Origin of the sequence: Streptomyces sp. NBC_00670, from assembly GCF_036226765.1 — a bacterium.
Classification (GTDB): domain Bacteria; phylum Actinomycetota; class Actinomycetes; order Streptomycetales; family Streptomycetaceae; genus Streptomyces.
Window position 1 is genome coordinate 6,524,601 of sequence record NZ_CP109017.1, and the last position, 26,637, is coordinate 6,551,237.

Sequence of the window (26,637 nt, forward strand, 5' to 3'; positions counted from 1 at the left end):
CGCGCCGACAGCACCATGCACGGGTGATCACCTGAGCGTCTCGCGAGAGCCGCACAGGTGACCGCCTCAGACAGGACCGGTCCGCCGCGCCCCAGGCGCGGCGGGCCGGGAACCCCCGACCCTCCCGGAGGATTTCCGAGATGAGATGGACCCGGCGTCTGCGCCTGGCCGCCGCCGGCGCGGTGGCCGCCACGGCGCTCTCCGCCCTGCCACCCGCCCAGGCCGCCATGGCCACGGGTGCCGCCGAGCCGGCCGCCGCGTCCGGCCGGGGCGGCGCCCTCACCGACCTGGTCAACCCCTTCATCGGCACCCAGAACGAGGGCAACACCTATCCCGGTGCCGCCGTGCCCTTCGGCATGGTGCAGCTCTCCCCGGACACCGGCCACAACACCGGCTACGACTACGCCGAGGACCACATCCGCGGCTTCTCCCTCGTCCACCTCTCCGGCGTCGGCTGCGGACTCGGCGGCGACCTGCCGGTGCTGCCGACCACGGGTGACGTCACGCAGACGGACTACGCGAAGTACGCCGCGAAGTTCTCCCACGACGACGAGCAGGCGAGCCCCGGCTACTACGGCGTCGGCCTGGACAGCGGCATCAAGGCCGAGCTGACCGCCACCGCCCGCACCGGTGTGCAGCGCTACACCTTCCCGGCCACCGACAAGGCCAACGTCCTGCTCAACGCCGGACAGTCGCTGCACAAGACCGTGAACACGAAGGTCGAGGTCCTCGACAACCGCACCGTGCGCACCGCCATCACGGGCAGCGGTTTCTGCCAGGACACCAAGCCGTACACCGTCTACACGATCACCCGTTTCGACCGTCCGTTCACCGCGCACGGCACCTGGAACGGCGACACCGTCACCGCCGGCTCGGACACTTCCTCCGGCACCGGGCGCAACGGTGCCTATCTGCGGTTCGACACCACCAAGGACCGCACGGTCGAGGCGACCACCGCGCTGAGCTACGTCGACGCGCGTGGCGCCGCCGGCAACCTGCGCGCCGAGGGCGGCCACTCCTTCGCCCACGTCCGCGAGGCCGCCCAGCGCACCTGGGAGCACCGGCTCGACGACGTCCGCGTCAAGGGCGGCGACGACACGCTGAACCGCACCTTCTACTCGTCCCTCTACCGGTCCTTCCTCGCGCCCAACATCGGCAGCGACACCGACGGCCGCTACACCGGCTGGGACCAGGAGATCCACCGGGCGAAGGGGTTCACGTACTACCAGAACTGGTCGCTGTGGGACACCTACCGCACCCAGTCCCAGCTCCTCTCGCTGCTCGCGCCGCGCCAGGCCCGGGACATGGCGATCTCCGTCATCAAGATCGACGAAGAGGGCGGCTGGCTGCCCAAGTGGGGCTACGGCACGGTCGAGACCAACATCATGACCGGTGACCCCGTCACCCCGTTCCTCACCAACGCCTACCAGCAGGGGTTGCTCAAGGGCTGGGAGGAGAAGGCGTACCGGGCGCTGAAGAAGAACGCCGACGGGGTGCCGCCCACCGACTCGCCCTACGTCGGCCGCGAGGCCAACAAGGAGTACCTGAGAGACGGCTTCGCCCCGTACATCGAGGGCCGGCCGCACGCCAAGCCCGGCGACTCCGACTACGACCACGGGCCCTCCGCCACCCTGGAGTACGCCCTGTCCGACGCGATGCTCGCGCAGATGGCCCGTGACCTCGGCCACAAGGCGGATGCCGCCCGTTACGCGAAGCGCGCGCAGAACTACCACTCGATCTTCGACCCGAGCACCGGCTTCTTCCGCGCTCGGGACGCCTCCGGCGCCTTCACCGGCCCGGACGACCCGGCGCAGAGCGCGGGCTTCCACGAGGGCACGGCCTGGCAGTACCAGTGGCTCGTCCCGCAGGACCTGCCCGGCATGATCGACCTGATCGGCGGCCGGCAGGCGGCCAACGACCGCCTCGACTCCTTCTTCGCCTACGACCAGCTCGTGCAGGACCCGGCGAAGACCGCCCGCGAGGTGTGGGTCAACGGCCCGTACGAGTACTACAACGCGGACAAGTACAACCCGCAGAACGAGCCCGACCTGATCGCCCCGTACACCTACCTCTCCACCGGCCAGCCGTGGAAGACCACCGACGTGGTGCACGCCGCGCTGACCCTGTTCACCGACACCCCGACCGGCATGACCGGAAACGACGACCTCGGCACGATGTCCGCCTGGAACGTGCTGTCGTCGATCGGAATCTTCCCGGTCCAGCCCGGCTACGACACGTGGGGGCTCTCCACGCCCGTCTTCGACCGGGTCGACCTCACCCTCGACCACCGCTACTACCCCAAGGGCCATCTGACGGTGACCGCGTCCGGCACCTCGGACACCGACCGCTATGTGCAGTCGGCCCGGGTGAACGGCAAGGACTACGGCAAGACGTATCTGACCACCGGCGATCTGCGCCGGATCCGTTCCCTGTCGTTCACGGTCGGCGCGCAGCCGTCCGAGTGGGGAACGTCGGCCGACGCGGCGCCGCCGGCGCTGAAGTGACACCGGGCGTCCGCTGAGGTCCGGACCGGGTTCGGACGTCGGTGGACGGCTCCGGCGGTGAAGTCCCGCCCCCTTGCCGGGGCGGGACTTCATGCGTTCTTTACTGTGCGTAGCGTGATCGTACTTGACCGTAATCGGCGGTCGGGGTTTGACTTGGGGTTCAACGGGCTCGTCCGCCGCGGCACCCGCACACCCCGTCGTTCACGCGAGGGCACGCCATTGACTTCCGATCTGCTCGCCCCCCTCGACCTGGCGTTCTGGAACATCGAGTCCGCCGAGCACCCCATGCACCTGGGCGCGCTCGGCGTCTTCGCCTGTCACTCGCCCACCGCGGGCGCCCACGCCGCCGATCTGCTCGCCGCCCGTGCCGCCGGGGTGACGGGGCTGCGGATGCGGATCCGTGACGTGTGGCTGCCGGGCGGTGATGCCGCTGCCGGGGGCGCCACCGGTCTCGCCCGCGCCGGCGTACGTCTCCCGCTCGCCTTCGGCGGCGCGGCCCGCGAGCCCGCCCCCAACTTCGACCCGCTGGACCACGTCCGGCTGCACGCCCCCGCCGACGACTTCCACGCCGTCGCCGGCCGGCTGATGCAGCGGCCCCTGGAGCGCGGCCGGCCCCCCTGGGAGGCGCACGTCCTGCCGGGGGCGGACGGCACCTCGTTCGCGGTGCTGTTCAAGTTCCACCACGCGCTCGCCGACGGGCTGCGGGCGCTGACGCTGGCCGCCGCGATCATGGACCCGACGGAGCTGCCGCCGTCCCGGCCGCGGCCCGTCGAAGCGCCCCGGAGCGCGTTCGGCGCGTTCCCGTTCGCGGACCCGCGGCGGCTGCCCGGGCTGGTCCGCGGTGCGCTGTCCGGCGTGGTGTCCGACGTGGGACGCGCGCTGGACATCGGCGCGTCCGTCGCCCTGTCCACGCTCGGGGTGCGCTCCTCGCCCGCGCTGACCGCCGGGCCCACCGGGACCCGGCGGACCGCGGGGGTCGTCCTCGACCTCGACGAGGTGCACCGGGTGCGCAAGACGGCGGGCGGCACGGTCAACGACGTGCTCATCGCGGTTGTCGCGGGGGCGCTGCGGAGGTGGCTGGACGAGCGCGGCGACGGGAGCGAGGGGGTGGCGCCGCGGGCGCTCATCCCCGTCTCCCGGCGCCGGCCGCGCAGCGCCTCGCCGCAGGGGAACCGGCTCTCCGGGTACCTGATACGGCTTCCGGTCGACGAGGCGGATCCGGTGCGGCGGCTGCGGGTGGTGCGGGCGGCGATGGACCGCAACAAGGACGCGGGGCCGGGGCGGGGGGCCGGGGCGGTGGCGTTGCTCGCCGACCATGTGCCGGCGCTGGGGCATCGGCTCGGGGGGCCGCTGGTCAGCCAGGCGGCGCGGCTGTGGTTCGACATCCTCGTGACGAGTGTGCCGTTGCCGAGTCTGGGGTTGCGGTTGGGCGGCAGTCCGCTGGTGGAGGTGTTCCCGTTGGCGCCGTTGGCGCGGGGGCAGTCGTTGGCGGTGGCGGTGTCGACGTATCGGGGGCGGGTGCATTACGGGTTGGTGGCGGATGCGGAGGCGGTGCCGGACCTGGAGCTGTTCGCGGCGGCGATCCACCACGAACTCGACGCCCTGCGGCAAGCCTGCGACGCGTAGCGGTTCGCCCGGGTTTTCCTCGCCCCCGCCGCCCCTACCCGTCCCATCCCCAACCTGGGGGGGAGGAGGCGCGGGAGAGCTCGGGCGGGTGGGGTCCGTCGGCGGGTGCGGGTGCGTCATGGCTGGTCGCGCAGTTCCCCGCGCCCCTAAAAGCTGGGGGCGCCCCCTGCTTTTTAGGGGCGCGGGGAACTGCGCGACGGGGCGAAGCCCCGTACGGGGTCAAAGGGGCGGAGCCCCTTGAGGACGGGAAGGGTAGGGGCGGCGGGGGCGAGGAAAAGACTGTGGCGAACCCCCCGTTTTGGTGGTTCGCGTCGCGGCTACGTACAATCCCCCGTTCGAAAGGCGAGCGCGACCCGCGCGCCGCAGGCGAGCGAGGAACGGCAGCGCGATGACGGTGACAGAGACCGCCCCGGCGAACGACGGCCCGGCGGCCACACCCCCGGCCGCGCCCCGGATCCCCCACCCCCACGAGACCTCCCCCGACAGCGCGTCGTACGGGCCGGGGATCGACCCCGAGCGGCTCGCCGTCTGTCTGAGCGTGCTCAAGGAGCTCGACGGCATCGACGTCGACCACCCCGACGCGATCGCCGTCCGGCGTGCCACCTCGCACATCTACCGCACCGTCAAGCAACGCCGCCGCCAAGAACGCCGCGCAGCGAAGACCGCGCACGACAAGGCCGTCACCGAGGCCACCGCCACCGGCTCCGCCCAGCGCATCGACGACGAGACCGAGGGCGTCCTGCCCTCCTCCGTCACCGAGGCCGGCCAGATCGCGGGGATACTCCAGCGCCCCCGCTCCTGCTACACCTGCAAGACCCGCTACACCGAGGTCGACTACTTCTACCACCAGCTCTGCCCGAACTGCGCCGCAGAGAACCGGGCCCGCCGCGACGCCCGCGCCGACCTCACCGGCAAGCGCGCCCTCCTCACCGGCGGCCGCGCCAAGATCGGCATGTACATCGCGCTCCGGCTGCTCCGCGACGGCGCCCACACCACTGTCACCACCCGGTTCCCCAATGACGCGATCCGCCGCTTCAAGGCGCAGCCCGACAGCGCCGACTGGATCCACCGGCTGAAGATCGTCGGCATCGACCTGCGTGACCCCGCCCAGGTCATGGCGCTGGCCGACTCCGTCGCCGCCGAGGGCCCGCTGGACATCCTGATCAACAACGCCGCCCAGACCGTACGCCGCTCCCCGGGCGCCTACAGCGAGCTGGTCACCGCCGAGTCGGCCCCGCTGCCGGCCGGCGAGCTGCCCGCCGCCGAGGTGATCGGCACCTTCGGCTCGGGCGCCGTCGGCGAGCTGCCCGTGGCCGGCGGCGGCGCCCTTGCCGCGCGGGACGTCACCGGCCTCGCGCTGGTCTCCGGCTCCGCCTCCCTGGAGCGGATCGCGGCCGGCACCGCGATCGACGCCGGTGGGCTCGTGCCCGACCTGCACGACACCAACAGCTGGATCCAGACGGTCGAGGAGGTCACCCCCGTCGAACTCCTCGAAGTGCAGCTGTGCAACTCCACGGCACCGTTCCTGCTGATCAGCCGGTTGCGCCCGGCGATGGCGGCGTCCGCGGCCCGGCGGACGTACATCGTGAACGTCTCCGCGATGGAGGGCGTCTTCGGCCGTGGCTACAAGGGCGCGGGACATCCGCACACCAACATGGCCAAGGCCGCCCTCAACATGCTCACCCGCACCAGCGCCCAGGAGATGTTCGACAAGGACCGCATCCTGATGACCGCGGTCGACACCGGCTGGATCACCGACGAGCGGCCCCACCCGGACAAGGTCCGCATGGCCGAGGCCGGCTTCCACGCCCCGCTGGACCTCGTCGACGGTGCCGCCCGGGTCTACGACCCCATCGTCCGCGGCGAGCAGGGCGAGGACCTGTACGGCGTCTTCCTGAAGGACTACGCGCCCGGCAAGTGGTGACGCCCGCGGGGCCCGGCGCATGTCCGGCCGACCCGGGGGAACCCGGACTGTGCCGAGCACCGCGCAAGGAGTTCACATGGCCAGCCATCACGACATCGATCCCCGAAACGCCGGTCGGCGCGATGTCCGCCCGACCGACGAGGAGTTCTACGCGAGCGACCGTCCCGAGAACCCGGCCCTGCCGGAGGACCGCCCGCGCGGAGGTGAGCCGCGGGACGCCGTGCAGCACCGGGCGACCTGGTCCACCGCGCTGATCGTCATCGCCGTCATCGTGGTGATCTTCGCGGGCATCTGGTTCTTCCCCTGAGCGGCCGTCGCTTCCCACCCCTGTCGAAGGGCGCATCCACCGGGTTTCCACCCGTGCGGGTGCGCCCTTCGGCCGTTCGGGACGCGTTCTCCTGCCGTTCGGCCTTTCATGGAAGTTACACAGTGTTTGCCTCCCTATCGAGCAGGCGGGCGCTCATTTGGTTAACCTGTACGGGACGGACAGCAGCACGGGTCCTACCCACACCCAACGGTCCGTCCCGGGACAAGCCGGTCACCACGGTCTGCTCTCGCACAAGACGCCGACGCCACCGCGTCAGAACTGTTCCCTCAGTCCCGAGGCGGGCGGCGGCCGCACAGAGGTCAGGCCGGGCCGACGCCCCCGAGGGTGATCCGACACATAAGGAGTGCGCGGTGACACCGGAGAAGACGAATCTCGAGGAGCGTCCTACGGGGCGGACGGCCGTTGCGGAGGAGAAGCTCGGCAGTCTGGAGGTGTGGGCGAGGTCGGCCCCCATCCGGCTGGCCGGCTACGAGGACGACCTGGCGGAGCCGCACATCCTGCCGAGCGTGGACTGAGGGTTTTCGCCCCCGCCGCCCCTACCCGTCCCATCCTCAAGGGGCTCCGCCCCTTGGACCCCGGCACGGGGCTTCGCCCCGTTTCGCGCAGTTCCCCGCGCCCCTCAAGGGGCGCGGGGAACTGCGCGATCTTTCGGGGGTCCGGGGTGAGGACACTCTCGCAGGACCCCCCGCTACCACCTCCGGGGCACGAATTCGCGGACGTACGTCCGCACCCAGCACGCCCCCGTCTCCCGGCGTTCGCGCCATGTCGTGAACCGGTACCGGTACAGGCTCGCCCGCACGGCCCGCGGCGGCGCCTCCGCCGGGAACGGGGAGCGGCGCAGCAGCCGCAACGTGTCCCGGTCGCCCGCCAGGAGCCGCTCCAGCAGCCCCCCGAACCACGCCCCGGCGTACGCCGGCGACAGCGCGGCGAACCACATCATCCAGTCCAGCCGCAGATGGTACGGCGCGAACTGCCGCGGCCACCGCCGCGGATCCCCCGGCTTGCCCCGGAACTCGTACTCCCGCCACTCGGACGACTCCCGCGGCACCTCGTCCGCCGTGCCCTCGATCACCACCTCCTGCCGCACCCGGCTGACGGACCCGAACGCGCCGTAGGAGTTGACCAGGTGCAGCGGGTCGAAGGAGCGGTTCATCACCTGGCGCCGGGAGAGCATGTTGCGCACCGGCCGGAGGCTGAGCGCTCCCAGCCCCGCCGCGACGGCGAGGACGACCACCTCGTACCAGAGCGGCGCCGGAGCCGTGTGCGGCGGCGAGGCGGGGAAGGGGATCGCCGACAGGGCGATCACGATGGCGAGCCAGTTCAGCCAGGCGAAGTTGCCCGACAGCACCAGCCACAGCTGGGTGAGGATCATGAGGGCGGCGGCCGCCGTCGCCACCGGGCGCGGGGTGAACAGCAGGAACGGCACCACCAGCTGCGTGACGTGGTTGGCGGCCACCTCCACCCGGTGCACCGGCTTCGGCAGCCGGTGGAAGAACCAGCTCAGCGGCCCCGGCATCGGCTGCGTCTCGTGGTGGAAGTCCAGGCACGTCAGCTTCCGCCAGCACGCGTCGCCGCGCATCTTGATCAGCCCCGCGCCGAACTCCAGCCGGAACAGCAGCCAGCGCAGCAGGAACAGCACCACGACCGGCGGCGCCACCTCGTCGTTGCCGAGGAACACCGCGAGGAACCCGGTCTCAAGGAGCAGGGACTCCCAGCCGAAGCCGTACCAGGTCTGCCCGACGTTGACGATCGACAGGTACATCACCCACGGCACCAGCCACAGCGACATCGCCGCCCACAGCGGCAGCCACCCGTCCACCCCCGCCACCAGCGCCGCCGACACCGCGCACCCCGTCCATGCCCAGCCGGCGAAGAAGCGGTCGGAGTAGTGCCGGTGGAAGACGCTCGGCGCCCGCCGGAACGGCACCCGCGCGGTGAACCGGGGCACCGGCAGCATCCCGCGCTCCCCGATCAGCGCGCGGAACTGCAGCGCCGCGCCCAGGAAGGCGACGAGGTACACCACGGCCAGGGCGCGCTGGAAGACCAGCCGGCTCAGCCAGTAGTCCGGTGCCGTGAACCACTCCATCGCGGCCGGTCTCCTCTCGTCCCGCCGGGTTCCGGTGCCGTACCCGGGTACCCGCACCCGGTGCCGACGCGACCTCCGCGCGGAGCCCCGCCCGCGGCCTCCGCTTGCGGGCCCCGTACGGCCGGTGCAGACAATAGTGATCAACCGTTTTCCGGGCGCGCCGCCCGGACCGGTTCCGCCCCGCACCCGACATCCGGACGAACGCTGGCAAGGTGGGCCTCATGGCTGATCGGGGAGTGAGCGCCCCGTCGCTCCCGGACGACTGGCCCGACCGCCCGGACCCGATCCTGGCGCTCAACCGCATGGGCAGCTTCGACTGGGACCTGGACACCGGCCTCACCCAGATGGACGCGCAGGCCCTCGCCCTGTTCGACCTGCGCCCCGACGAGTTCGACGACCACGTCGAGACCCTGGCCACCCGGCTGCACCCACCGGACATCCCCCGCCTGGACGAGGTGGTCGGCCGCGCGCTGAAGGAGGGCGGCGAGAACTACGGCGCCTACTTCCGCATCCGCCGCCGCGACGGCAGCCTGCGCTGGACCCACACCCAGGGCTACCTCCGCCGCGACGACACCGGCCGGGCCCGCCGGATCATCGGCATCGTCCGCGACGCCACCCAGGAGCTGCGCGACAGCCGGGCCCGCAGCGAACAGGCCGCCCGGGACAGCGCCCGGCGCCGGCAGGCCGACGTCGCCCAGACCACCATGGCCGCGCTCGCCCACGCCCGTACCGTGCAGGACGTCATCGACGTGCTGCGGGAGAGCGAGGGGCTGACCCGGATGGGCGCCGCCAGCCTCGTCATGGGACTCGTCGAGGGCGGCCGCATCCGCCTGGTCGCCGAAGGACCCACCGGCGACTTCATCCCCGGCACCCAGATCACCGGCATCGACGAGCCGTACCCGATGAGCGACGCCGTACGCACCCTCAGCCCCCAGTTCATCGAGTCGCCGGGGGAGTTCGCCGCGCGCTATCCGATCCTGTGGCCGCACCTGAGCCATCTGCGCATCACCTCGGCCGCCTATCTGCCGCTGGTCGCGCAGGCCCGCCCGATCGGCGGCATCGGCCTCCTCTACGGCGACCGGCACGGCTTCACCGCCGAGGAACGCGACATCCTCGTCGCACTCGGCAGCACCATCGCGCAGAGCCTGCAGCGCGCCATGCTCTACGAACAGGAGAGCGACCTCGCCCAGGAGCTCCAGCAGGCCATGCTGCCCCGCTCCCTGCCCCGGGTGCCCGACGCCGACGTGGCCGTGCGCTACCGCGCCGCCGTGCTGGGCGGCTCGCCCGGCCGGAACATCGGCGGCGACTGGTACGACCTGATCCCGCTGCCCGGCGGCCGGGTCGGCGCCGTCGTCGGCGACGTCCAGGGGCACGACACCCAGGCAGCAGCCGTCATGGGCCAGCTCCGGATCGTGCTGCGCGCCTACGCCGCCGAGGGGCACACTCCGGCCACGGTCGTCGCCCGCGCCTCCGTCTTCCTGCACGAGCTCGACACCCACCGCTTCGCGACCTGCCTGTACGCCGAGCTCGACCCGGCCACCGGTGTCGTGCAGTTCGTCCGCGCCGGACACGTCGACCCGCTCGTCCGGCACGCCGACGGCGGCTGCCGCCGCGTCCCGGTCGAGGGCGGCCTCCCGCTCGGGCTGTCCGCGCTGTTCGACAGCCTGGAGTACCCCGTACAGACCCTGGAGCTGGACCCCGGCCAGACGCTGGTGCTGTGCACCGACGGCCTGGTCGAACAGCCCGGGCTCGACCCCGACGACGGCATGCGCGGGCTCGCGGAGCAGGTCGCCGCCGGACCCGAGGACGTGGACGACCTCGCCGACCGGCTCATCGCCCGGGCCGCCGCGCGCGACGCCGCTGACGACGTCGCCCTGCTCCTCCTGCGCCGCCGGGCGCGGCCGCGCGGCGCGGGCGGCCGGCTCCGCGCGCACGTGGCGCCCGGCGACCCGGAGGCACTGCGCGAGGCCCGGCATATGGTCCGCGCGGCCGTCCGCGCCTGGGGCGCACGGGACCGCGCCGACGAGATCGAACTCGTCACCGACGAACTGATCACCAACGCGCTGATGCACACCGAGGGGGCGGCGGTCCTCACCCTGCGCTCGTTCCCCGGCCCCGACCGCCGGCTGCGCACGGAGGTCGAGGACTCCTCCAGCGCGCTCCCGCGCCGCCGCGAGGCCGGCGCCTCCGGGGTCTCCGGGCGCGGACTGCTCCTCGTCGACCGGCTGGCCGACGTCTGGGGCGTCGAGGCGCGGGGCGGCGGCAAGGTGGTGTGGTGCGAGTTCGCGGTGCCGGGAGACGAGGGCCCGTAGAGGCGCCGGGCAGTCGGCCCCATGCCGTGGCACGCTGGGAGGATGCCCGAACTGCCCGAGGTCGAGGCGCTGCGCGACTTCCTCACCGGCCATCTCGTCGGCCACGAGATCACCCGCGTCCTGCCGCTGGCCGTCAGCGTGCTGAAGACGTACGACCCGCCGCTCACCGCGCTTCAGGGCCGTACCGTCACCGCCGTCCACCGGCACGGCAAGTTCCTCGACCTGGACGCCGACGGGCCGCACCTGGTCACCCACCTCGCGCGGGCCGGCTGGCTGCACTGGCGCGACCGGCTCCCCGACACCCCGCCCCGCCCCGGCAAGGGCCCGCTCGCCCTCCGGGTCGCGCTCGACACCGGCGCCGGCTTCGACCTCACCGAGGCCGGTACGCAGAAACGGCTCGCCGTGTACGTCGTACGGGACCCGCAGGAGGTCCCCGGCATCGCCCGGCTCGGCCCCGACCCCCTCGACGACGGCTTCGACGAGGAGCGGCTGGCCGGGCTGCTCGCGGGGGAGCGGCGCCGGCTCAAGGGCGCCCTGCGCGACCAGGGGCTGCTCGCCGGCGTGGGCAACGCCTACAGCGACGAGATCCTGCACGCCGCCCGGATGTCCCCGTTCAAGCCCACCGCCTCCCTCACCCCGGAGGAGGTCCACCGCCTGTACGAGGCGCTGCGCGGGATCCTCACCGAGGCGGTGGAGCGCTCGCGCGGGGTGGCCGCCGGGCGGCTGAAGGCGGAGAAGAAGAGCGGACTGCGTGTCCACGGCCGTACCGGCGAGCCCTGCCCGGTGTGCGGCGACACCGTCCGCGAGGTGTCCTTCAGCGACTCCTCGTTGCAGTACTGCCCGACCTGTCAGACGGGCGGGAAGCCGCTGGCGGACCGCCGGATGTCCCGGCTGCTGAAGTGAACCCGCGCCACACCGTCCTCAGCGCGAGTCGAGCGTCAGCAGCCGCTCGCCGTCGTCCGTGCGGATCTCGTAGCGGTCGATCTGCCCGGTCGCGAGCGCGGCCCCGCCCTCCACGGTGAGGGCCGCGCCGTCGTCGGAGGGCACCATCCAGCTGGTCACGGTCTCCTCGGAGCCGTCCCGGCCGACCGCCACCAGCCGGCAGGAGTGCGGGCCCGAGGCGTCCTTGACGGTGACGCCGATGTCGCTGCCCCACTCCCGGTCCTGCGCCGTGACCCGCGCCCACACCCCGGTGCCGGCGTCCGTCGCCGTCACCTGGTGCGCGGCCGCGTCGTCGTCGGCCAGCAGGGCCGCCGCCGGGCCGCCCACCGCGAGGACGACGGCCGCCGCCACCGCGACCAGCCACCGCCTGCGGCCGGTCCGGTGCCGTCCGGCCACCTCGTCGAGCAGCCGCTCCAACAGCCGCGGCCCGGGCGCCGCCGCGGGGTGCACGGAGCGCGGGGTGGCCTCCCGGTAGAGCATCAACTGCCGCGCGGCGGGCCGGAACTCGCTCACATGCGCGGTGCAGCTGGCGCACTCCATGAGGTGGTCCTCGAAGCGGAATGCCTCCGCCTCGTCCAGCACGCCGAGCGCGTAGGCTCCGACGTCGCGATGGCGTTCCAGGGACCTCATACCAAATCCTCATGCCGGTGGAGCGGGTGGGGGTGTGTCGCTGTTGCCCACCGGTACGGACCTGACCGCCGAATCACTCAAGCAACGGAAGAAACGGTGCAGACATTCGGAGCGGCCGGGCCGCCGGATTGGTCGGCCGTTCCTTTGCCGGGTTCCGGCGCCGTCCGGAGGCGGAGCGGGCCCCCGGACGGGCGGATTCCGGCGCGTGCGGTCAGCAGGTGGCCACTCCCGGCAGCCACTCCGGGCCCTTGACGTAGATGACGGTCATCCAGGAACCGTCGGTCAGCTTCGCCCAGGCGTCGTTGGTGTAGCCGTCGGCAGTCACCGGCTGGGCGTGGGCCTGGCAGACCACGTTCACGGTGGTGGGCTGCGGGAAATAGTCCACCACGGCGGCGTTGACGTTCGGTTCACTGTGCGTGCGCACCCCGGTGCCCCAGGTCTGGAACGCCGTGCTGCCCCCGCTGGGCGGCGGGGCGCTGCTGCCGCCGCAGTCCGGGACGCCGGGCAGCGAGGCCGGGCCCTTGATGTAGATGTTCGTCATCCACGAGCCGTCGGAGAGCTTGGACCAGATGTCGTTGGTGTAGCCCTCGGCCGTGACGGTCTCCGCGTGCTCCTGGCACTGCACCGACACCTGCGTGGGACCGGCGAAGGTGTCCACGACGGAGGCCGACGTGCTCGGCGAGGAGTGCGTGCGCACCCCGGTGCCCCAGGTCTCGAAGACCGTGCCGCCGTCCGCGGGCGGGGGGACGGGCGTGCCGGAGCCGTTGACCCGGATGGCACCCGCGTAGTCGCCGCCGGTGCGCACGGGCGCGACCCGGATGTGCGTGCCCGACTCGTAGGCCTCGACCATCTGTCCGCCGCCCAGGTACATGGCGACGTGGTGGATGTGGCCGTTGCCCCAGAACATCAGGTCGCCCGGCAGCAGCGGGGCCGTGCCCTGCGCGGCGGAGAACCGGGCGGTGGCCTGCGAGCTGTGGAACTGGTCGTCGGAGGTGCCGTTGAGCAGGTCCTTGCCGGTCGCCCGCCAGTACGCGTAACGCACCAGGCCCGAGCAGTCGAAGCCCTTGCGCTCGTTGTCGTGCAGACTGTCCGGGTCGGAACCGTCGTAGTAGCCGTAGGTGGCACCGGGCGTCGCGCCGTGGCCGCCGCCCCAGCTGTACCAGACGCCGATCTGGGAGCAGGCGGCGCTCACGGCGGCCTGCGCGGTGGCCGAGGCCCCGGGGCTCAGCACCGCGCAGTCGGCGGCGGCCGTGGTGGCCTGGCCGGAGGCGGCTTCGGCCGGGGCGGCGTGGGCCGGGACGGACACGAAGGCGGACAGGCCGAGGACCGAGGCGCCCAGGAGCGCGCCGGTGGTCCGGCGGCGCGTGCCGCCGTTCGTCAGGTAACTCGTGTGCACGGAACTCTTGCTCGGGGAACTCTTGCGCACGGAACTCTTCCTCACAATGTCGACGTCGGCGTCACCGGGCGCACCGGTGGCCGACCGCCGGCGGGCGGCGGCCGGCGGGCGGGGATCAGCGGCCGAGTGCGGCACGCATCTTCGCCAGCCCGCGCATACGGTTGCGCTGCACGGTGCCGCGGTGGGCGCCCAGCCGCTCGCCCGCCGTGTCGTGGCTGAGCCCCTCCAGATCCACCAGGATGACCGCGGCCGCCTCCCGCTCGGAGAGCACGCGGAGCAGCGAGAGCGCGGTCGCGGCGGCCTCGTAGGAGCCCATGCCCCCGTCCCAGCCGGCCTCCGGCAGCCGGTCGGTGGTCTGCTCACGGCGGGAGGAGTGCACCCACGAGTCGCGCAGCAGGTTGAGGGCGACGGCGCAGGTGTAGGCGTACGGATGCCGCTGCCGCGCCAGGCCGCGGCCGTGGGCCCGGCGGGAGAGCCGCAGATAGGTCTCCTGGAGCAGGTCGTCGGCGTCGTGCGGATTGCCCGTCAGCGCCACCAGCCGTCTGCGCAGCCGTGGGATGTCCGCGATGAAGGACGCGTCGAACTCCTTGGGACTCATCTCCTCCTCGTCGGCGTGCGCCGGCGGTGGTGGTGGACAGGTGACGTCGCTGATGGCCACTTCTCTTCCCCCTCGGTCGTTCGGTCGTTCGGTTGTCCGGTGGGTCCCGCGCGCGGTGGTCAGTCCGTGGGCGGGAACGGGTCGGCGGGGCCGTACCGGGCGGCCGGTGCCCCGGACAGCAGGGCCCAGTACCGGTCGCCGTACGACCAGTGCCACCATTCCGTCGGGTAGTTGACGAAGCCGGCCGAGGACAGCGCCCGGCCCAGCAGGGCCCGGTTCTCACGGGCCTCGGCCGTGATGCCCGGCGCCGCGGTGCGGCAGGCGCCGTCGCTCTCCTCCGGGGTCGCGTTGACGTCCGTGCCGAGCGGCAGCTCACGTCCTTCCGTGTCGCACAGTGTCAGGTCCACCGCCCCGCCCGAGACATGAGGCGCTACCTCGGGCGGGGAGATGTACGCGCTCGCCAGTTCGCGGATCCGCTCGGGCGACGCCGCCGGGTGCGCCCGGCGCAGCGTCGCCGCGTACCGCTCGAAGTAACGCCGTTGCAGCTCCGGCGGCCGGTAGCCCTCCACCACCAGGAACCGCAGGCCGGTCGGCAGCAGCCGCTGCGCCCGGAGCAGCCGCTCCCGGGCTCCCGCCCGCAGGCGGGCGAAGCTGCCGTCGTCGTCGGTCTGCCGGTGGTCGAGCCGCAGCCGGCCGCCGTCGCGCAGATCCACCAGCGGCTCACCGCATTCGGCCACGGCCGTCGCGGCGACCCGGGGGTCGGCGAGCGTGATGATGTCTGTCACGGACGACAGCGTCGCCGTACCCGATGCAGAACCTCTGCAGATGCTCTGCAAGCCACCGGCCCCGTGCTCCACGGCGCCCCCGGTGGCCGCGCCCCGCGCCCGCCGTCCCTAGTGCCCCGCGCCCGCCGTCCCTCGTGGGCTACGCGCGCTCCCGCGCCTCCCGGCAGTCCAGCTCCCGGAAGACCGCGAGCGCATCCGCCCGCGCGGCCCGCGCCTCCTCCTCCCGGCCGTCCGCCGACCACACCTCGGCCAGGTCCCAGGCCGTACGCGCCCGCCAGACCGGAAGGCCCAACGCCTCCCAGCCGGCCAGGGCCAGCTCCAGCGGCTCCCGGGCGCCGTCGGTGTCGCCGCTCGCGAGCCGGCACTCGCCCAGGGTGCGCAGGACCAGCGCCACACCGAACCGGTCCTGGCGCTCACGGGCCACCGCGAGACACCGGCCGAGCCGCTCGCGGGCCCTGCCCGTGCGGCCCGTGCGCAGCTCCACCTTGGCCAGCGACTGCTCCGTGTACATCACCCCGAAGTCGTCCAGCAGACCGGTGAAGATCCGCAGCGCCTCCCGCAGCAGCCGCTCGGCCTCCGCGAGGTCCCCCTCCGCCCGGTGACACAGCGCCACCGCCCGCAGGGTGAGCGCCTCGCCGTGCGGATCGGGCACGGCGCGATACAGCTCCAGGGCCCGGGACAGGGCCTCGCGGGCCGGCCCACCGCGCCCCTGCTCCCGGTGCACGTACCCCATGCCGTACAGCGTCCGGGCCCGGCCCCCGAGGTCGCCCGTCCGCTCGTACCGCTCCAGCGCGCCCCGGAGCAGCTCCAGCGCCTCGGCGTGCCCGGCCTGCTCGCGCCGGACCGTGGCCATGCCGTCGAGCGCCACCGCCTCCCCCTGCGGTACGTCCCCGTACTCCCCGAAGCGCCGCAGGGCCCGCTCGAAGCAGCCGTAGGACTCCTCGAACTTGTCCTGCTCGTAGGCCAGTTGCCCCAGCCCGGTGAGCAGCCAGGCCTCGCCCTCGGCGTCCCCGCTGCGGCGCACCGCCGCCATGGCGGCAGCGTGAGAGGTGGACCAGGCGTCGAACCGGTTGTACAGCGCGGCCGAACTGGCGGCCAGCGCCCCGGCGAGATCGCGGGCGGCCCGGGCCGCGCCGTGGTCGGCGCAGTACTCCACCGCCGCCAGCAGGCAGGCCTGTTCGGTGGCGAACCAGGCCGCGGGCCGGGACAGGAGCTCCTCCTCCGTCTCCGCGTCGAGGGAGAGCACGGTCGCCGGTTGAGGGAAGTACCTGGTCACACCGCCGGGGCCACGGGCGGCGGCCTGTTTGGCGAGCCCCAGCCAGCAGGCCACCAGACGCAGCACCGCCGCCTCGCGGTCCTCGGCCACCTCCTCGGACAGACAGCGTTCGCGGGCGTGCTCACGGGCCAGGTCGTGGATGCGGTAGCGGGTGCGGCCGGTGCCGTCCCGGCCGACGACGTGGAGGAAGTGACAGTCGACCAGCCGCTCCACCGTCTCCTCCGCCTCCTCCACCGCGATGCCGAGGAGCGGAGCGGCGATCCAGCCGGCGAAGTCGGGCAGGTCGAGCAGCGCCAGCCGGCGCAGCGCCGCCCGCTCGTGCGCGTCGAGGTCGGCGTAACCGAGCTCCAGGCTGGAGCGCAACTCCAGGTCCCCGGCCCGCAGTTCGTTCAGCCGGCGCCGCTCGTCGCGCAGGCGTCCCGCGAGCCGGCCCGGCCCCCAGTGCGGCCGCGACGCGAGCCGCGCCCCGGCGATGCGCACGGCCAGCGGCAGCCGCCCGCACAGCGCGACGATCTCGGCGGCCCGCTCCGGCTCGGCACCGACGCGGTCCTTCCCCGCCACCCTCCCGAGGAGCTCCAGCGCCTCCGCCTCGTCGGGCACGGCCAGGTCCAGATGGGCCGCGCCCTCCAGCGCGACCAGCCGGCGGCGGCTGGTGACGAGCACGGCCGAACCGCCGCCGGGCGGCAGCAACGGCCGCACATGCGCCTCACCGGCCGCGTTGTCGAGGATGAGCAGGGTGCGCCGGCGGCCGATGTGCGTCCGGTAGAGCCCGGTCAGCTCCTCCACCGAGGCAGGCAGGGTCTCCGGCGCCGCGCCCATGGCGCGCAGCAGCCGGGTGAGCGCGTCGGCGGGCCGTACCGGGGTGGCGTCGGCGGCCCGCAGGTCCACGAACAGGCGCCCGTCCGGGAAGAGTCCGGCGGTGCGGTGGCCGACGTGCACGGCGAGAGCGGTCTTGCCGCTGCCCGAGCGGCCGGAGACGACGCCGATCGGAGGGGCGGTGCGGCCGGCGTCGTCGACCCGGCCCAGCAACGACACCGCCCAGTCGATCTCGGCCGAGCGGCCCACGAAGTCGGAGATGTCGGGCGGGAGATGGGAGGGGACGGGCTCGGCGGCCTGCCGCCGCGCGGTGCCCGGTCCGGGGCGGCCCGCCCCGCCCCGCCCCTGTCGTGGCGCGGCCGGCCGCTCCGTGTCCGTCCGTGACGCCTTGCCGAGCAGTGCGGCGTCGTTGGTCAGCACCGCCTGGTGCAGCGCCCGCAGCTCCGGACCGGGGTCCACGCCCAGTTCGTCCCGGAGGATCTCGCGCGCCTCCTGGTAGGTGCGCAGGGCGTCGGAGATCCGGCCGGTGCGGAACAGCGCGGTTATGAGCTGGCCGCGCGGCCGCTCCCGGAGCGGATGGTCGGCGACATGCGTGAGCAGGGGAGCGATCGTGCGGTCCGCGCGGCCGAGCGTCAACTCCAGGGCAAAGGAGTCCTCCTGGGCCACCAGCCGCAGCTCGGCCAGCCGGGCCGCCTCGATCCGGGCGAAGGACTGGCCCAGCCCCTCCAGCGCCGCCCGGCCCCGCCACAGACCCAGCGCCTCCGACAGCAGCTCCGCGGCCTCCTCCGGGCGGCCCCCGCCCGCCGCCGCCCGGCCCGAGGCGAGCAGTTCCTCGAAACGGCGGGAGTCGATCGAGGAGGGCGCGAGTTCGGCGACGTACCCCGGCGGCCGGGTCCGGATCACCCCCTCCGCGCCGACCTTGGCGAGCGCGCGGCGGACGGCGGAGACATGGGTGGCGACGAGGGCACCGGCGGTGGCGGGCGCCTCCTCGTCCCAGACGCAGTCCACGAGCCGCTCGGTGACGAGCACCTCACCGAGGTGGACGACGAGCGCGGACAGCACCGCCAGGGGTCTGGTCCCGCCCAGCGGGGCGTGCCGGCCACCCGCCCACACCTCCACCGGACCGAGTAGCCGTATGTCCAGCATGATCTCCCGATCGCCGTGCCGCGCCCGCTCCGCGGAGCCTGGCAACGATATCGACGGCCGCGTGCGCACAGGCCGGTGCCCGGACCGCCGTGTCCGGATCCGGCCCCCGCCCGGGACGGCCCGCACCCGGGGTGGGCTCGGTATCCGGGCCGGTGGCGGTGCGGCTCAGGGGGCCGGCCGCGAGGGTCACTTGGCCTGATCGGAGCGTCAGGGGTCCCTCGTACGCAAGACGGCCGGCGGGGGCCTCTCGTATGACAACGGCCGCGAGAAGTTTTTCCCGGGCCCGACGTCATACGGGCGCCGCCCGCGGACCGTCAACGACTCGAGAGCAACGAGCCCGTCCGATCCGCGCCCAGGGAGTCGCCCGATGCACCGCTGGACCTTGGCCCTGCTGACCGCCGGCCTGCTGGCGACGACGGTCACCGGCTGCGCGCACGGGACGTCGGCACCGGCCGCCGGACGGCCCGGCACCCACCGGGCCCCGGCCGGCGCCAAGGAGACGCTGCGACTGGCGGAACAGCTCCTCATCAAGGAGTGCATGGAGAAGAAGGGACACAAGTACTGGATCGAACCACCACCGCCCGACGACGTCTCCGTCCGCTTCCCCTACGTCATCGACGACCCGGCATGGGCCCGGAAGCACGGCTACGGAACCGATCTGCGCCGCGCCCGGGAGGCCGAGGTCCGCGCCGACCCCAACCAGACGTACCTCCGCTCCGCGCCCGCCGCGACCCGGGCCGCCCTGGTCGCCGACCTCAACGGAACCCGGCCCCAGGGCCTGTCGGCCCGGCTGCCGAACGGCGTCCGGGTCACCCACAGCGACCAGGGCTGCCAGGCCGCCGCGCAGCGCGAGCTGTACGGCGACCTCCAGGCGTGGTTCCGCGCCACCCGGGTCACCGACACCCTGGCCGGCATGCGCCTCGGCCTGGTGACCGGTGACAAGCGCTACAAGGCGGCCGTCGAACCCTGGGCGCGCTGCATGCGCGGCCACGGATACACCTACGCCGACCCCGCCGCGTCCCGCGCCGCCGCCATGCGGCCGGGCCGTCCGTGGCCGCACGCGAAGGAGGTGCGGCTGGCCTCCGCCGAGGCCGCCTGCGCCGTCGCCGGCGGACTGCCGGACGTGACGAAGACCCTGGACGCCGAGTACCGGGCGGAACTGAGCCGCCGTCATCCGAGGGAGACGGCCGATCTCTCCCGCCTCAGGCGCGAGGCGCTGCCCCGGGCCCGCGCGATCGTCGCCCGCGGCGACTGACCCCGGCCCGCACCCGGGCCCGCCGCACACGGACCACCACGGCCGCCGGGCCGTGGTCGCACCAAGCCCCATCGCCGACAGAACCGATGGAACTGACGAAACGAGGAAATCCCATGTCCCTCAAGCGTGTTCTCACCCTCGCCGCCTCGGCCGCCGCCGTGGCCACCCTCTTCTCCCCGGTGTCCGGCGCGTCCGCGCTGGAGTCGGGCGCCCAGTCGCCCGCGCGCGTCGCCGCCGACGGCTACCTGCACGTCTACACCCAGCCCTACGGGGGCGGCCGGGAGTGCAAGTGGGTGGGCAACTCCGACAACTGGGGCTCCTGCCGGAACCTGACCTCCGACATCTGGAACAACGGCTACGCGGGCGGCCTGGACTCCGTCAACCTGTACACGGCTCCCAACGCCGGCGGCGCCTGGGCGTGCATCGGCCAGGGCGACCGCTGGTACGACACCACCACCGGCGAGTACTACTTCAGCTTCGGTGCCGGGCTGGAACAGTACGGGGCCAGCGTCAACAACAACATCTCCTCGCACCGCTGGGTCGACTACTGCGGCTAGGGCCGACCCGTCCCGCGCCACCGCCCCGGCACTCCCGCCCACCGGGAGTGCCGGGGCACCGGCATGACAGGGCAGGGTCTAGAAGAGGTGGATGGCCAGGTGCCCCAGCGGCAGGCCCAGCTGCCAGGCGGGTGTCCACACCTTCGGGCCGTCGTCCTCGCCGGCCGCCGCGGCCGCGCCGCCGGGGACCGCGTCCAGGTCGGGGGCGAGCAGTTCGGTCTCCTCCAGCCACCGCCAGGCCGCCTCGGCCAGCTCCAGATCGGGGTCCGGGCGTCCGGACTCGGCGGCCACGGCGGACAGATCGGCCAGCCGCTCGCTCACCCAGTCCTGCCACGGCTGGTCGTACGCCGTCAGCGACAGCCAGGTCTCCAGCTGGGTGACGACTCTGATCCCGGAGAGCTCGCGGTCGCTGTCGGAGAGGAAGATGGTCAGCGCCAGGGCGTCGCGGCCCGCCTTGAACTCGAAGGACGTCGGCGGCATGAGGTCGCCGGTGCGCAGCAGTTCGTCGGCGATGTACTCCGCGTACATCCATGCCATGGGAACGGCCAGATCTCCGCCGTCGTCGCCGTCCGTGCTCTCTTGGCCCCTGTGCAACATCCTTCCCCGCCTTCCTCCGGTGCGTGCGCGTCACCGATGAGGACAGCCCATTGCCCAACCATGGTCAGCGGCAAGGCGCTTTGCGAAGCCTTGACCCGTTCTTCGGTTTCAGTGCAGGTCGGCCGCGTATCCCGGTAGCACTCTGCGCAGGGCACGCAGCGCGTAGTACGCGCGGGACTTCACGGTACCGGGGGGAATGCCGAGGGCCTCGGCGGCCTCCGCCACACTCGCCCCGCGGAAGTACACCTGCACCAGGACTTCGCGGTGCTCGGGTGTGAGTGTCTTCACAGCCTCGCGTACGTCGAGCGTGGCGGCGGAGCGCTCCGCGTGGTCCGCGCACACCGGGGCGTGCGCCAGCACGGCGTCGCCGACCTCGGCCGGGCGTGCCTGGCGTGCCCGGCGCGCGTCGATGGCCAGCCGCCGGGCGACGGTGAGCAGCCAGGGGCGCACGGAGGTGAAGTCGTGCGCACGCAAGGCCTCGGGGTGCTGCCAGGCCCGCAGCAGCGTCTCCTGCACCAGGTCCTCGGCCCGTTGCCGGTCCCCGTCGCACAGCCGCAACAGCAGGGCGAAGAGCGGCCGACCGTGCTCGCGCTGCAGCGCGGCCAACTCGTGCTCGGCGGTCGTCGTGCGGTGGGTACGGGTGGTTACGGCCGTCATGGCCGTATGCCAGCGTGTGGAATGTCCTTCGGACAGGGTGGGGGCGGGGCGGTGCGGTGGACGGTCGAAGTCGTCGGCGAACGGTTCGGTGAACGGTCGGGCCGGTGCCCTACGGCACCACCGTCACGGGCCACCGGCCCGCCTTGACCAGTCGGATCGCCACCGAGCCGATGAACCGGTGGCCGGCCTGTTCGGAGGCGCCGACCACCACCGCGTCCGCCTTGAGTTCGTCGGCGGCCTTGACCAGTCCGCCGTACGGGTCGCCGCGGAAGGTGTGGAACTGCCAGCGGACCTCGAAGGTGTCCTTGACCCGTTCCGTCTCCTGCCGGATCTGAGCCGCGATGCCCTCGGCGATCTCGTCCGTCGTCTCGGCGACCGGCACTCCCATCGCCGCGCCCGCCGCCATGACCGGCTGCACGTACACCACCGCCAGGAGGGCGTGCTGGCGACGGGCCAGGCCCCCGGCGTACGCCGCGGCGCGCAGCGAGGACTCGGAGCCGTCCACGCCGACCACGATGACCTTGGGGCCGTCGGTACCGCGTTCGAACTGTGGGGGATGCTGATCAGTCACGGCTGGAGGTTATCGGAACCCGCAGGTCCCGTACCCGGGCGGGAGTCCACGGGCCGGACGGGGGAGCGGGCGCCGCCGGGTCCGGTCCCGCGCCGCTCCCCCGGGCGAGTGCTTTCCCGGCGCCGCGGCGGTGTTGCTCAGCGGTGTCGCCCCGCCGTTGCGCGACTGATGAGTCATGAAAAAGGATCAGCTGTTCACCCGACGCCGGGTCCTGCTGGCCGGCGCCGCCGCTCTGGGGGCGGCCGGTGCGGCGGGCACGGCCGCGCTGCTCGGCACGGACGACAAGGACAACGAGGACGCCGCCGCCGGCGCCTCCGCCTCGCGCGCGCCCCTCGCCGGCGCCCCCGCGAGCCGTCCGCCGGGGCCCTCCGCCTACCGGCTGCGACCCCTGACCGGCTACGCGGCGGGGCCCGCGGGCCCGCCCCGCACCCCCGTCCGGCACGAGCCGCTGCTGAGCATGCCCGGACACGGCCGCAGCATGGTGCTGACCTTCGACGACGGCCCCCACCCCCGCTACACCCCGCAAATCCTGGACACCCTGCGCGAGTACGACGTCCGCGCCACGTTCTTCGTCTGCGGCGAGATGGCCGTCGAGTACAAGGACCTGCTGGCCAGGATGGCGGACGAGGGCCACCTCGTCGGCAACCACACCTGGTCCCACCCGCTGCTCACGCGGATGAGCCGGGACGGGATCCGCTCGGAGATGACCCGCACCAGCAAGGTCATCAAGAACGCGTACGGCGAACGCCCCCTGTGGTTCCGCGCCCCCTACGGCGCCTGGAACCGCACCACGTTCCGGCTCGGCTCCGACATGGGCATGGAACCGCTGGCCTGGACCGTCGACACCCGGGACTGGACCACGCCGGGCACGGACGTCATCGTCGACCGGGTCGAGGAGGGCGCCGCCGCGGGGGTGGTCGTCCTCTCCCACGACGCCGGCGGCAACCGCTCGCAGAGCGTCCGCGCACTGCGCCGGTATCTGCCGTGGCTGCTCGACTCCGGGTACCACCTCATGCTGCCCCGGCGCGCGTTCGCCTAGACCGAGGCGCCCGCCCCCCGGCCGGGGTACTCAGCGCACCCCGGTCAGGCGGGCGAAGACGACGACGTTGCCCGAGTAGCCGTCTCGCTTGGTGAAGCCCCCGCCGCAGGTGATGACGCGCAGCTCCGGCCGGCCCGTGGAGCCGTACACCCGGTCGCCGGGGAAGTTCGCCTTGTCGAAGACCTCGATGCCGTAGATCTCGAACACGGCCGTCTTCCCGTCCTTGCGCCGCACCTCGACGTGATTGCCCTTCTTCAGCGCGCCGAGCCCGTAGAACACGGCCGGGCCCTTGGTGTTGTCCACGTGGCCGACGACGACCGCCGTGCCGTTCTCGCCGGGGGAGACGGCGCCGGTGAACCAGCCGGCGAGGTTGGGGTCGTCGGGCGGCGGCGCGGCCACCCAGCCGTCGGAGTCCAGACCCACCGGCATCACGGGGGCGTCGACCTGGATCATCGGGATGCGCACCCGGTCGACCGCGGAGTACGGCAGCGGGGCGGGCGTGGAGCCGGTGACAGGGGCGGAGGCGCTGGGGCGCGGGCTCGCGCTGTCCTGCGCGGCCGCGGCCGTCGCGGGCTGCGGGGGGCCGGAGTCGAACTCGCCCGAGCCGTTGCGGATGAGGGCGAGGCCGGTCAGCAGGACAAGCGCTATCACGCCCCACGGGGCGCGCTTCTTCGGCTTCTCCTCCGCTTCGGGCTCGGTGGGAACCACGGACGCAGACATTCGCCATCCCCTCTCGGCACGGCCGTCGCCGTGTCACTCGCGCATGGCAGCACGCTAAGCGCGGCGTGGGCGGCGGGCGACGGGGGAGCGGACGAACGGGTGGTGCCCCGCACGGCCGTGCGCCATCCGAGTTGCCGCGCGGCGGGGCGTACCGACAGGGCGTGACCTGCGGTGACTTCCCCGGCGCGAAGATCCTCCGGCGTGTCGTCCCACCGGAACGGACCAGCGTCGACATGCGGCTTTCCGCACCGCAACTGAGGGTCTGTCTGGGAGGTGCTTGCTCGCCGATCGACCGGGGACCGGGTCCCGGGGCGCCTTCCGCGGAGGTGACATGCGTACCACTCGTGCCCTGGCGGCCGGTGCCGCCGCGGCCCTGGCCGTGGGGCTGGCCGCGCCCACGGCGGCGGCCTGGAACGATCCGGGCGATGATCCCGGCGGCGGTGTCAACGGCACCAGCGTCAGCAGCTACACCGAGACCACGGACGGCGGGAACGGCCGCGCCGACCAGAACGACCCGAACAACCAGGGCGGCCGCGACGACCAGGGTGGCCAGGGCAACCAGAACGGCCAAGGCAACCAGAACGGCCAGGGCGGTGACGGCCGTCAGGACGGTCAGGATGCCCAGGGCGGTGACGGCGGCGGCCGGGGCGGCGACGGCGGCCAGGGCGGCCGTGGCGGTGACGGCCAGGGCGGCCGGGGTGACGACACCCTGCGCAACATCGTCGTCCGGCCGGGCGTCGTCTCCCGGGGCGGCCGGCTGACCATCACGGTCGACGGCAGCCGCTGCCGGCACAACGGCAGCGTCTCCGCACCGGTCTTCCCCACCACCCGGCTGCGGCCGGTGGGCAACAACGCGACGGCGACCGCCACGGTCAGCGTCGACGTCAACGCCCGGCCCGGCCGCTACGACGTCACGGTGCGCTGCGGTGACGGCCGCGATCCGCAGGTCCTCACCCGGACCCGCGCGTTCACCGTCATCGGCGGGGTCCGCGGCGGCCTCGGCGGTGCCAGCACCGTCGGCGCCACCCCGGCCGACATGGCGATCGGCGGCACGCTGGTGGCCGGGGCGCTGGTCGGCGGCGGGGTGTTCTGGATGCGGCGCCGCTCGGAGCACAAGGGCTGAGCGGCCGCCGCGGGCCGAACGGGCCGGCCCCCTCGTCCACCACCGTGGCGAGGGGGCCGGCGCCGTCACGCCGCTCGCCGGACAGCCGTCACGCCGCTCCTCGGACAACCGTCACGCCGTTCGCCGGACACGCGCCTCGCCCCGGAACCCGTGGGCGGGTTCCGGGGCGAGGGGTGGGGCCGCGGGAGGGGTCAGGCGGCCGTGCCGGCCGCGGCGCGGCGGCGGGCGCGGTACCAGGCGACGCCCACCGAGCCCGTGACGAGCGCGGTGCCGAGGCCGATCTCCTTGAGGTCGAAGCCGCCGATGCTGCCGCCGATGCCGGCGCGCACCCCGTGTTCCGGGTTGCCGGGCGGCATCTCGTGGGAGCCGGTGTGGCCGCCACCGCCCTGCGCACGCTCGCTGACGGTCAGTTCGGCCTGTTCCGTCTCCCGGCCGCAGCGGACGGTCACCGTGTAGGTGGCGCCCGGGCGGGCGTCCCAGTCGACCGTGGCCGAGGCCGACTTCTGCCCCTTCGGAACCGTCACCGTGTCGAAGACGCCGGAGGAGACCCGGGCGGTCTCGTCGCAGCCCCGTACCGTCAGCGTGACGTGGCCGCCGGGGGCGACCTCCTCGGGCATGACACCGATGCTGAGGTGGGCCGACTCGCCGGTCCCGTGGCCCCCTTCGCCCTCGCCCTCACCGCCGCCGTAGGCGACGGCGGCGGGAGCGGTGAAGGTCAGGGCGCTCAGGCCCAGCAGTGCGGCCGACGCAACGCGTATCGCGCGCATGATGAATCTCCACGTCCCCGAGGAGCCTTGCTGCGGACCTTTTCCGCTTGCACCAGAAATGCACCTCGTCGCCCGAAACGCTAGGAAAGGGTGTCCGGCCGCGCGATCGCAGTGCGACGAACGGGTCACGCGGCTCGGCCGTTCGGGCGGGAAACGCGCCGGCACGGTGGCCGTGCCGCCTCCCGCCGGCCGGGGTCACGTATGCGGGAACAGCGCCAGGAACGGGTCCGTGGACGCCGACAGGCCCCGGCTGTACGGGGCGTCGAAGTCCCAGATGAGGAAGAGCAGGAAGGCGATCAGCGCCGAGAACAGCCCGGCGAGGATCAGCTCCCGGGTGGTGCGCCGGATCTGCAGCGCGAAGACCATGCCGATGGTCACCACCGCGCCGGTGAGCAGTCCGAACCACACCACCCCCGGCATCGTCGCCCCCGTCGAGTCCGCGCGGGCGGCGCGGGCGGCGTCGGCGGCGGCCACCTGGTCGACCAGCGGCTGGTAGGCCTGTGCCTCGTAGTCCGACTTCGGCTCGTACCGCGTGACGTCGTCGCGCACGCGTTGCAGGAGTTTGCCGCCCCGGGCGGTCACCTCTCCGTCGTCCGCCATCGTGCGCCACTCGGTGTGGACGACGTACCGCACATAGGTGTCGACGTCCGCCCGCACCTTCTCGCGCACGTCCGCCGGGTAGTTCTGCACCCGCTCCGTGACCTCGTGCAGCGCCTGGGCCTCCGCCTGGACGTGGTCCTCGGCGGCGCTGCGGGCCTCCCAGACGCCGGCGATGGCCAGACCGAGGACGATGGCGTAGACCACGCCGATCATCATCGTCATGTACTCGATCACGTCCGGGGTCTCCGACGGATCGTCGTCCTCGGCGGCCGTGCGGTGCCGCAGGAAGGTCACGATGACCACGACGACACAGGCGGCCAGCATGGCGAGGGCGAGAACAAGCCATTCCGACAACGGTTGCCTCCAGTAAGCGGTGGGGTGG

23 protein-coding genes are annotated in these 26,637 nt (G+C 73.5%); 11 read left to right on the forward strand and 12 right to left on the reverse strand.

Annotated features, from left to right (window positions below):
- The first annotated feature begins 140 nt into the window (after positions 1 to 140).
- The 5 genes from OIE12_RS28735 to OIE12_RS28755 all read left to right on the forward strand — a co-directional run bounded on the left by OIE12_RS28735 (position 141) and on the right by OIE12_RS28755 (position 6,897).
- Entirely contained in the window at positions 141 to 2,504 is a 2,364-nt protein-coding gene (locus tag OIE12_RS28735) for a GH92 family glycosyl hydrolase (protein ID WP_329140265.1), read from the forward strand.
- Between the two features lie 219 nt (positions 2,505 to 2,723).
- On the forward strand, positions 2,724 to 4,130 hold the full coding sequence (locus tag OIE12_RS28740) for a wax ester/triacylglycerol synthase family O-acyltransferase (protein WP_329140268.1): 1,407 nt from the start codon (positions 2,724 to 2,726) through the stop codon (positions 4,128 to 4,130).
- Positions 4,131 to 4,518: 388 nt separating this feature from the next.
- Positions 4,519 to 6,054, forward strand: coding sequence for an SDR family NAD(P)-dependent oxidoreductase (locus OIE12_RS28745; RefSeq protein WP_329140270.1), 1,536 nt, complete (start codon positions 4,519 to 4,521; stop codon positions 6,052 to 6,054).
- Positions 6,055 to 6,130: 76 nt separating this feature from the next.
- Complete coding sequence (locus OIE12_RS28750; RefSeq protein WP_329140272.1) at positions 6,131 to 6,361, forward strand: hypothetical protein; 231 nt, start codon at positions 6,131 to 6,133, stop codon at positions 6,359 to 6,361.
- Between the two features lie 371 nt (positions 6,362 to 6,732).
- A complete protein-coding gene (locus tag OIE12_RS28755) occupies positions 6,733 to 6,897 on the forward strand; it encodes a hypothetical protein (RefSeq protein ID WP_329140274.1) in 165 nt (54 codons plus the stop codon).
- Positions 6,898 to 7,070: 173 nt separating this feature from the next.
- Here the strand turns inward: OIE12_RS28755 and OIE12_RS28760 are convergent, their stop codons facing one another.
- Positions 7,071 to 8,468: a lipase maturation factor family protein gene (locus OIE12_RS28760; protein ID WP_329140276.1), complete on the reverse strand. Its 1,398-nt coding sequence runs from the start codon at positions 8,466 to 8,468 to the stop codon at positions 7,071 to 7,073.
- Between the two features lie 221 nt (positions 8,469 to 8,689).
- Between OIE12_RS28760 and OIE12_RS28765 the strand changes: the two genes are divergently transcribed.
- The gene (locus tag OIE12_RS28765) at positions 8,690 to 10,780 is read left to right on the forward strand and encodes a SpoIIE family protein phosphatase (protein ID WP_329140278.1); all 2,091 of its coding nucleotides are present in this window, start codon (positions 8,690 to 8,692) and stop codon (positions 10,778 to 10,780) included.
- 42 nt (positions 10,781 to 10,822) lie between these two features.
- Positions 10,823 to 11,683: an Fpg/Nei family DNA glycosylase gene (locus tag OIE12_RS28770; RefSeq protein ID WP_329140279.1), complete on the forward strand. Its 861-nt coding sequence runs from the start codon at positions 10,823 to 10,825 to the stop codon at positions 11,681 to 11,683.
- A gap of 18 nt (positions 11,684 to 11,701) precedes the next feature.
- Here the strand turns inward: OIE12_RS28770 and OIE12_RS28775 are convergent, their stop codons facing one another.
- From OIE12_RS28775 to OIE12_RS28795, 5 genes are all read right to left on the reverse strand, one after another.
- Positions 11,702 to 12,352: a zf-HC2 domain-containing protein gene (locus OIE12_RS28775; protein WP_329140281.1), complete on the reverse strand. Its 651-nt coding sequence runs from the start codon at positions 12,350 to 12,352 to the stop codon at positions 11,702 to 11,704.
- A gap of 211 nt (positions 12,353 to 12,563) precedes the next feature.
- Positions 12,564 to 13,778: a C40 family peptidase gene (locus OIE12_RS28780; RefSeq protein ID WP_443053946.1), complete on the reverse strand. Its 1,215-nt coding sequence runs from the start codon at positions 13,776 to 13,778 to the stop codon at positions 12,564 to 12,566.
- 85 nt (positions 13,779 to 13,863) lie between these two features.
- Positions 13,864 to 14,346, reverse strand: a complete 483-nt coding sequence (locus tag OIE12_RS28785; protein ID WP_329142293.1) for an RNA polymerase sigma factor — start codon at positions 14,344 to 14,346, stop codon at positions 13,864 to 13,866.
- A gap of 119 nt (positions 14,347 to 14,465) precedes the next feature.
- The gene (locus OIE12_RS28790; protein ID WP_329140282.1) at positions 14,466 to 15,131 is read right to left on the reverse strand and encodes a M15 family metallopeptidase; all 666 of its coding nucleotides are present in this window, start codon (positions 15,129 to 15,131) and stop codon (positions 14,466 to 14,468) included.
- Between the two features lie 139 nt (positions 15,132 to 15,270).
- Positions 15,271 to 18,369 carry an AfsR/SARP family transcriptional regulator gene (locus OIE12_RS28795; RefSeq protein WP_329140284.1) on the reverse strand — a complete coding sequence of 1,033 codons (3,099 nt, stop codon included), beginning with the start codon at positions 18,367 to 18,369 and terminating at the stop codon, positions 15,271 to 15,273.
- Positions 18,370 to 18,736: 367 nt separating this feature from the next.
- Between OIE12_RS28795 and OIE12_RS28800 the strand changes: the two genes are divergently transcribed.
- Positions 18,737 to 19,624 carry a hypothetical protein gene (locus OIE12_RS28800; RefSeq protein ID WP_329140286.1) on the forward strand — a complete coding sequence of 296 codons (888 nt, stop codon included), beginning with the start codon at positions 18,737 to 18,739 and terminating at the stop codon, positions 19,622 to 19,624.
- A 113-nt stretch (positions 19,625 to 19,737) separates the two neighbouring features.
- On the forward strand, positions 19,738 to 20,181 hold the full coding sequence (locus OIE12_RS28805; RefSeq protein ID WP_329140288.1) for a hypothetical protein: 444 nt from the start codon (positions 19,738 to 19,740) through the stop codon (positions 20,179 to 20,181).
- A gap of 78 nt (positions 20,182 to 20,259) precedes the next feature.
- On the opposite strand, the gene OIE12_RS28810 is transcribed toward OIE12_RS28805, so the two are convergent.
- The 3 genes from OIE12_RS28810 to OIE12_RS28820 all read right to left on the reverse strand — a co-directional run bounded on the left by OIE12_RS28810 (position 20,260) and on the right by OIE12_RS28820 (position 22,006).
- Positions 20,260 to 20,778: a hypothetical protein gene (locus OIE12_RS28810; protein ID WP_329140290.1), complete on the reverse strand. Its 519-nt coding sequence runs from the start codon at positions 20,776 to 20,778 to the stop codon at positions 20,260 to 20,262.
- 108 nt (positions 20,779 to 20,886) lie between these two features.
- Complete coding sequence (locus tag OIE12_RS28815) at positions 20,887 to 21,435, reverse strand: sigma-70 family RNA polymerase sigma factor (RefSeq protein ID WP_329140292.1); 549 nt, start codon at positions 21,433 to 21,435, stop codon at positions 20,887 to 20,889.
- A gap of 109 nt (positions 21,436 to 21,544) precedes the next feature.
- A complete protein-coding gene (locus OIE12_RS28820) occupies positions 21,545 to 22,006 on the reverse strand; it encodes a universal stress protein (protein WP_329140294.1) in 462 nt (153 codons plus the stop codon).
- Between the two features lie 175 nt (positions 22,007 to 22,181).
- Here OIE12_RS28820 and OIE12_RS28825 point away from each other — a divergent pair, with 175 nt between their 5' ends.
- Positions 22,182 to 23,045, forward strand: coding sequence for a polysaccharide deacetylase family protein (locus OIE12_RS28825; RefSeq protein WP_329140296.1), 864 nt, complete (start codon positions 22,182 to 22,184; stop codon positions 23,043 to 23,045).
- Positions 23,046 to 23,075: 30 nt separating this feature from the next.
- Here OIE12_RS28825 and OIE12_RS28830 read toward each other — a convergent pair whose 3' ends face one another.
- On the reverse strand, positions 23,076 to 23,765 hold the full coding sequence (locus OIE12_RS28830; protein ID WP_329140298.1) for a class F sortase: 690 nt from the start codon (positions 23,763 to 23,765) through the stop codon (positions 23,076 to 23,078).
- Positions 23,766 to 24,096: 331 nt separating this feature from the next.
- On the opposite strand from OIE12_RS28830, the gene OIE12_RS28835 reads away from it, so the two are divergent.
- The gene (locus OIE12_RS28835) at positions 24,097 to 24,888 is read left to right on the forward strand and encodes a hypothetical protein (RefSeq protein ID WP_329140300.1); all 792 of its coding nucleotides are present in this window, start codon (positions 24,097 to 24,099) and stop codon (positions 24,886 to 24,888) included.
- A gap of 191 nt (positions 24,889 to 25,079) precedes the next feature.
- On the opposite strand, the gene OIE12_RS28840 is transcribed toward OIE12_RS28835, so the two are convergent.
- Positions 25,080 to 25,655 (reverse strand): hypothetical protein, encoded by a 576-nt coding sequence (locus OIE12_RS28840; RefSeq protein WP_329140302.1) that lies wholly within the window; start codon positions 25,653 to 25,655, stop codon positions 25,080 to 25,082.
- A 195-nt stretch (positions 25,656 to 25,850) separates the two neighbouring features.
- Positions 25,851 to 26,609, reverse strand: coding sequence for a bestrophin-like domain (locus tag OIE12_RS28845; protein ID WP_329140304.1), 759 nt, complete (start codon positions 26,607 to 26,609; stop codon positions 25,851 to 25,853).
- Between the last annotated feature and the right edge of the window lie 28 nt (positions 26,610 to 26,637).

Bases quoted from the DNA above. Each gene is read 5' to 3' on its own strand.
- OIE12_RS28735 (WP_329140265.1), top strand. From the start codon at position 141: ATGAGATGGACCCGGCGTCTGCGCCTGGCCGCCGCCGGCGCGGTGGCC.
- OIE12_RS28745 (WP_329140270.1), top strand. From the start codon at position 4,519: ATGACGGTGACAGAGACCGCCCCGGCGAACGACGGCCCGGCGGCCACA.
- OIE12_RS28750 (WP_329140272.1), top strand. From the start codon at position 6,131: ATGGCCAGCCATCACGACATCGATCCCCGAAACGCCGGTCGGCGCGAT.
- OIE12_RS28760 (WP_329140276.1), bottom strand. From the start codon at position 8,468: ATGGAGTGGTTCACGGCACCGGACTACTGGCTGAGCCGGCTGGTCTTC.
- OIE12_RS28765 (WP_329140278.1), top strand. From the start codon at position 8,690: ATGGCTGATCGGGGAGTGAGCGCCCCGTCGCTCCCGGACGACTGGCCC.
- OIE12_RS28770 (WP_329140279.1), top strand. From the start codon at position 10,823: ATGCCCGAACTGCCCGAGGTCGAGGCGCTGCGCGACTTCCTCACCGGC.
- OIE12_RS28775 (WP_329140281.1), bottom strand. From the start codon at position 12,352: ATGAGGTCCCTGGAACGCCATCGCGACGTCGGAGCCTACGCGCTCGGC.
- OIE12_RS28785 (WP_329142293.1), bottom strand. From the start codon at position 14,346: ATGAGTCCCAAGGAGTTCGACGCGTCCTTCATCGCGGACATCCCACGG.
- OIE12_RS28795 (WP_329140284.1), bottom strand. From the start codon at position 18,369: ATGCTGGACATACGGCTACTCGGTCCGGTGGAGGTGTGGGCGGGTGGC.
- OIE12_RS28800 (WP_329140286.1), top strand. From the start codon at position 18,737: ATGCACCGCTGGACCTTGGCCCTGCTGACCGCCGGCCTGCTGGCGACG.
- OIE12_RS28805 (WP_329140288.1), top strand. From the start codon at position 19,738: ATGTCCCTCAAGCGTGTTCTCACCCTCGCCGCCTCGGCCGCCGCCGTG.
- OIE12_RS28810 (WP_329140290.1), bottom strand. From the start codon at position 20,778: ATGTTGCACAGGGGCCAAGAGAGCACGGACGGCGACGACGGCGGAGAT.
- OIE12_RS28815 (WP_329140292.1), bottom strand. From the start codon at position 21,435: ATGACGGCCGTAACCACCCGTACCCACCGCACGACGACCGCCGAGCAC.
- OIE12_RS28825 (WP_329140296.1), top strand. From the start codon at position 22,182: ATGAAAAAGGATCAGCTGTTCACCCGACGCCGGGTCCTGCTGGCCGGC.
- OIE12_RS28830 (WP_329140298.1), bottom strand. From the start codon at position 23,765: ATGTCTGCGTCCGTGGTTCCCACCGAGCCCGAAGCGGAGGAGAAGCCG.
- OIE12_RS28835 (WP_329140300.1), top strand. From the start codon at position 24,097: ATGCGTACCACTCGTGCCCTGGCGGCCGGTGCCGCCGCGGCCCTGGCC.
- OIE12_RS28840 (WP_329140302.1), bottom strand. From the start codon at position 25,655: ATGCGCGCGATACGCGTTGCGTCGGCCGCACTGCTGGGCCTGAGCGCC.